The organism is Cupriavidus sp. FW305-3-2-15-C-LB2 (genome assembly GCF_058787575.1).
The window spans coordinates 1-4922 of the sequence record NZ_JBYSZW010000106.1; the positions used below are offsets into that span (position 1 = coordinate 1).

At 65.0% G+C, this 4922-nt stretch carries 5 protein-coding genes and 1 pseudogene; all 6 read right to left on the reverse strand.

Annotation, left to right across the window (positions count from 1 at the left end; genetic code table 11):
• Window positions 1-689: 4-hydroxybenzoate octaprenyltransferase (gene ubiA, locus AC3WRR_RS35950; RefSeq protein WP_492299557.1), on the reverse strand; the 689-nt coding region annotated here is incomplete at its 3' end.
• Between the two features lie 141 nt (window positions 690-830).
• Window positions 831-1316 carry a Dps family protein gene (locus AC3WRR_RS35955; protein WP_010815054.1) on the reverse strand — a complete coding sequence of 162 codons (486 nt, stop codon included), beginning with the start codon at window positions 1314-1316 and terminating at the stop codon, window positions 831-833.
• A 93-nt stretch (window positions 1317-1409) separates the two neighbouring features.
• Window positions 1410-1607 (reverse strand): hypothetical protein, encoded by a 198-nt coding sequence (locus tag AC3WRR_RS35960; RefSeq protein ID WP_041687510.1) that lies wholly within the window; start codon window positions 1605-1607, stop codon window positions 1410-1412.
• 50 nt (window positions 1608-1657) lie between these two features.
• Window positions 1658-3100 (reverse strand): catalase, encoded by a 1443-nt coding sequence (locus AC3WRR_RS35965; protein ID WP_492299558.1) that lies wholly within the window; start codon window positions 3098-3100, stop codon window positions 1658-1660.
• Window positions 3101-3510: 410 nt separating this feature from the next.
• The gene (locus AC3WRR_RS35970) at window positions 3511-4461 is read right to left on the reverse strand and encodes a LysR substrate-binding domain-containing protein (protein WP_492294996.1); all 951 of its coding nucleotides are present in this window, start codon (window positions 4459-4461) and stop codon (window positions 3511-3513) included.
• 134 nt (window positions 4462-4595) lie between these two features.
• Window positions 4596-4922, reverse strand: a pseudogene (locus tag AC3WRR_RS35975) (ATP-dependent DNA helicase RecG); the annotation flags it as partial.

Genomic DNA, 4922 nt, shown 5'->3' on the forward strand with positions numbered 1-4922 from the left:
AGCCCCAGCAGCACCCCCGCCCACGCCATCAGCGCCAGGAACGCGGCATAGCAGAGCATGATCGCCGCCACGTCGAAGCGGCCAAAGGTAATGGCCGAAGTCTTCATGCCGATCAGGAGGTCGTCGTCACGATCGACCATCGCATAAGCCGTGTCATACGCCACCGCCCAGAACACATTGGCCAGCAGCATCAGCCACGCCACCGGCGGCACCTGGTCCTGGATCGCGGCAAACGCCATCGGGATACCAAAGCCAAACGCGATGCCGAGATAAGCCTGCGGAATCGCAAAGAAGCGCTTGAAGAACGGGTAAGTGCCGGCCACCACCGCCGCCACCACCGCCAGCCATTTGGTCAGCGCATTGAGCGGCAACACCAGCGCAAAAGCCACCAGCGCCAGCACGGCGGCGACGGCCAGCGCTTCCCACGCTGCAATCTTGCCCGCGGTCAGCGGCCGTTCCCTGGTGCGCTTGACGTGCTTGTCGAAGTCGCGGTCCGCCCAGTCGTTGATGGCGCAGCCAGCCGAGCGCATCAGAAAGGTGCCCGCCACGAAGATCCAGAACAGCCCCCACGCCGGCGGCCCGCCCGCGGCCATCCACATGGCCCACAGCGTCGGCCACAGCAGCAGCAGCGTGCCGATCGGCTTGTCGATGCGCACCAGGCGCGCGTAGAGGGAAAGGCGTTCAAGCATGGGCGTGGGGGGCAACGGCGAGAGGGTCTGCACTGCGCGGATCCGGGAAGGAGGATTCAATGAAAACGCGCCGCAGCCCGGACGGTTGCGACGCGCAGTGCCGGCCGCTACTGAAGGGCAGCCGGAGGTGGCAAGCTGGCCTCAGGCCAGCATCGCGCGCAGCATCCACGCGGTCTTTTCGTGCGTCTGCATGCGCTGGGTCAGCAGGTCGGCCGACGGTTCGTCGCCGGCGGCGTCGATCACCGGGAACAGCGAACGCGCGGTGCGCACCACGGCTTCCTGGCCTTCGACCAGCTTGCGGATCATTTCGGTGGCCTCGGGCACGCCCTCTTCCTCCGCGATCGAAGACAGGCGGGCGTATTCCTTGTAGGTGCCCGGTGCCGGGTAGCCCAGCGCGCGGATACGCTCGGCGATCGAGTCCACGGCGAGCGCCAGCTCGGTGTACTGGGTCTCGAACATCAGATGCAGCGTATTGAACATGGGACCCGTCACGTTCCAGTGGAAGTTATGGGTCTTGAGGTAGAGGGTGTAGGTGTCCGCCAGCAGCTTGGACAGGCCTTCCGCGATCTTCTTGCGGTCCTTGTCGGAAATACCGATATTCACGCTCATCTCATTCTTCTTTGCCATGGTAAATACGCTCCGTTCTGGTAAAGCCACGAGGGGCGCCGCCGGCGCTTGCCATGTTTTGGGGCCGGGCGGCGCAGTACCCGCATTATTGCACTAGCCGGCAATCCCGGCCAAACCCCGGGCCACCTCGCTGAACATCACGGTCGCGCCGAGCACGATCACGGCGGCGCCGATTTCCTTGCGCCACAGCTTGTGGCGCAGCCGCGCGGCATCGGCGCGCCCGGGCTGGTCGTGCCCGTCATGCCACAGCTGTCGCCACTCTTGGATAAACAACCGGATCATCGCCATCATCGTTCTCCGCGGCGCGGCATCCCGCCAGGGGCGCCGCGCCAGGCTGCCGCTTACTTCAGGTTGAGCGCGCGCTTCACGCCCTCGCCGTAGGCCGGGTCGGCCTTGGAGAAGTGCTCCAGCTGCACGCGCACGATCGCCTCAGGCACGCCCTGCATCGCCGCCGCGATATTGGCGAACAGGCGCTGGCGCTGGCCTTCGTCGAACAGGCGGAACAGCGCGCCGGGCTGGCTGTAGTAGTCCGGGTCGACGCGGTGGTCCCAGTGGTCGGCGGCACCATCCAGTGCCAGCGGCGGCTCGATCGCGCGTTCGCTGGCGGCGTAGGCGCCTTCGCGGTTGGGCTCGTAGTTGAGCTTGCCTCCCTGGTTGCCGTCCACGCGCATCGCGCCGTCACGGTGGAAGCTGTTGTGGAACGGGCATTTCGGCGCATTCACCGGGATCTGGTTGTGGTTGATCCCCAGGCGGTAGCGCTGCGTGTCGCCGTACGAGAACAGCCGCCCCTGCAGCATCTTGTCGGGCGAGAAGCCGATGCCCGGCACGATATTGGCCGGATTCATCGCCACCTGCTCGACCTCGGCAAAGTAGTTATCCGGGTTGCGGTTGAGCTCGAGCACGCCCACGTCGATCAGCGGGTAGTCCTTGTGCGGCCAGACCTTGGTCAGGTCGAACGGATTGATGTGGTACTTGGCCGCATCGGCCTCCGGCATGACCTGGACGCGCAGGTTCCAGCGCGGAAAATTGCCTGTCTCGATGTTCTCGAACAGGTCGCGCTGCGCGCTTTCGCGGTCCGTTGCCACGACCTTGGCCGCTTCTTCATTGGTCCAGTTGGCGATGCCCTGCTGCGACTTGAAGTGGAACTTGACCCAGAAGCGCTCGTTGTTCGCGTTGATGAACGAGTACGTGTGCGAGCCGAAGCCGTGGATCTGGCGGTAGTTCTGCGGCAGACCGCGGTCGCTCATCAGGATGGTGACCTGGTGCAGCGATTCCGGATGGCGCGACCAGAAGTCCCACACCGCGATCGGGTCGCGCAGGTTGGTGCGCGGATTGCGCTTCTGCGTGTGGATAAAGTCCGGGAACTTGAGCGGGTCGCGCACGAAGAACACCGGGGTATTGTTGCCGACCACGTCCCAGTTGCCTTCGTCGGTGTAGAACTTGATCGAGAAGCCGCGCACGTCGCGCTCGGCATCGGCCGCGCCGCGCTCGCCGGCCACGGTCGAGAAGCGGATGAACAGCGGCGTCTCCTTGCCGACCTGGGCAAAGACCGAAGCCTTGGTGTACCTGGTGATGTCGTGGGTGACCTTGAGCGTGCCATAAGCGCCCGAGCCCTTGGCATGCACGCGCCGCTCGGGGATGACCTCGCGGTCGAAGTGGGCCAGCTTTTCGAGGAACCAGACATCCTGCAGCAGCATCGGGCCGCGCGGACCGGCCGTCTGCGCGTTCTGGTTGTCGGCGACGGGTGCGCCGGCGGCAGTGGTAAGGGTGTCCTTCTTGCTCATCTTTTCCTCTTTGTGGGTAGGCTGAAAGGGAACGCCGCATCAGAGCGCGGCGGCATAGCAGGCAAGGCAATCGAGCAGGCAGCGCCCCACGCGGAGGGGAAACGGGCGCCCGTTGATTGTTGTCGGAGAGAACTGGGCGCTGGTGCTCATCATTGGTTCCTGTCTCAGGTCGATGCCATCTGCATCGACAGGAGTCAGCCTACCAACGATCTATCGAATTGAGAATTCAATTATTTATACCTATGCATTAGGTCAAATCTATCTGGGATTTCTGCAACTTATCGCAGCGGAAGGTGACCGCCCGAAGACAGGTCCCTGAAATACCCCGTTGCGGGGCCGGAAATGACAACGGCCGCAGCGGAATCTCCGGTGCGGCCGAGGGAAATGCCTGTACTGTGGGGGCAGGAAGATCAGGCCGCTTCGGCCAGCTCCTTGGCGCCCAGCTTGCGCACGCCGGCCAGTTCGCACGCGGCCACGGCATTGGCCAGCGCTTCCATGGCCGGCAGGCGGGTGAAGCTTTTGCGCCAGGCCAGCACCACGCGCCGGTCGGGCACCGGATCGGCAAACGGCACATAGGACAGCATGTCGCCCTTGGCCTTCATGTCGGGCACCGAGGTGCGCGGCAGCACGGTGATGCCAACCCCGCTGGCCACCATATGGCGGATGGTTTCCAGCGACGAGCCCTCGAAGGTCTTCTGGATGCCGTCGGCCGCCTGCGAGAAGCGCGACAGCTCCGGGCACACGCCCAGCACATGGTCGCGGAAGCAGTGGCCGCTGCCCAGCAGCAGCATGGTCTGCTGCTTCAGTTCATCGGGGTCGATGGAGTGCGCCTGCGCCAGCTGGTGGCCGCGCGGCACGGCGACGACAAAGGGTTCGTCATAGAGCGGGCGCACAGTCAGGCCCGAATCCGCGAACGGCTCGGCCATCACCGCGCAGTCGATCTCACCCTGCTTGAGCAGCTCGATCAGCTTGTGGGTGTAGTTCTCCTGCAGCATCAGCGGCATCTGCGGCACGGTCTCGATCATCTGCTTGACCAGCGACGGCAGCAGGTACGGCCCGATGGTGTAGATCACGCCCACGCGCAGCGGACCCGCAAGCGGGTCCTTGCCCTGCTTGGCGATCTCGCGGATGGCCATGGTCTGTTCAAGCACGCGCTGGGCCTGCGCCACGATCTGCTCGCCGACCGACGTCACCGACACCTCGGAGGTGCCGCGCTCGAAAATCTGCACGTTGAGTTCGTCTTCCAGCTTCTTGATCGCGACCGACAGCGTCGGCTGCGACACAAAGCAGGCTTCGGCGGCCCGGCCGAAATGGCGCTCGCGCGCCACGGCGACGATGTACTTGAGTTCGGTGAGCGTCATGACTTATCAGTTTCCGGTAGGCGATAGATTTTACCTTCGATTGCCGCTTCTGTCAGAGCGCCAGCCCGAATAGCCCGCAGCGGACTGGCGGGTGCGCTGAATGGCGCACATCCCGTCGAAAAACCAGCCCGCGATCAAGCCTTGAGGTAGTGCTCGCGCCCACCCAGCCAGCGCGAAAGGTGCGCTTCCACCGCTTCCGGGTAGCGCGCCAGCATCAGTTCGGCCGCCTCCTGCGCGTATTCCACCAGCCACGCGTCGGTCTGCAGGTCGGCAAAGCGCAACATCGCTTCGCCGGACTGGCGCGCACCCAGGAACTCGCCCGGGCCGCGGATTTCCAGGTCGCGCCGGGCGATCTCGAAGCCGTCGGTGGTCTCGCGCATGGTCGCCAGGCGCTCGCGCGCGGTCGGCGACAGCGGCGCCTGGTACATCAGCAGGCAGACCGATTCGGCGCTGCCCCGCCC

Excerpts from the sequence above, each read along its gene's own strand:
- AC3WRR_RS35960 (WP_041687510.1), bottom strand. The coding sequence starts at position 1,607 with ATGATGGCGATGATCCGGTTGTTTATCCAAGAGTGGCGACAGCTGTGG.
- AC3WRR_RS35965 (WP_492299558.1), bottom strand. The coding sequence starts at position 3,100 with ATGAGCAAGAAGGACACCCTTACCACTGCCGCCGGCGCACCCGTCGCC.
- AC3WRR_RS35970 (WP_492294996.1), bottom strand. The coding sequence starts at position 4,461 with ATGACGCTCACCGAACTCAAGTACATCGTCGCCGTGGCGCGCGAGCGC.
- AC3WRR_RS35955 (WP_010815054.1), bottom strand. The coding sequence starts at position 1,316 with ATGGCAAAGAAGAATGAGATGAGCGTGAATATCGGTATTTCCGACAAG.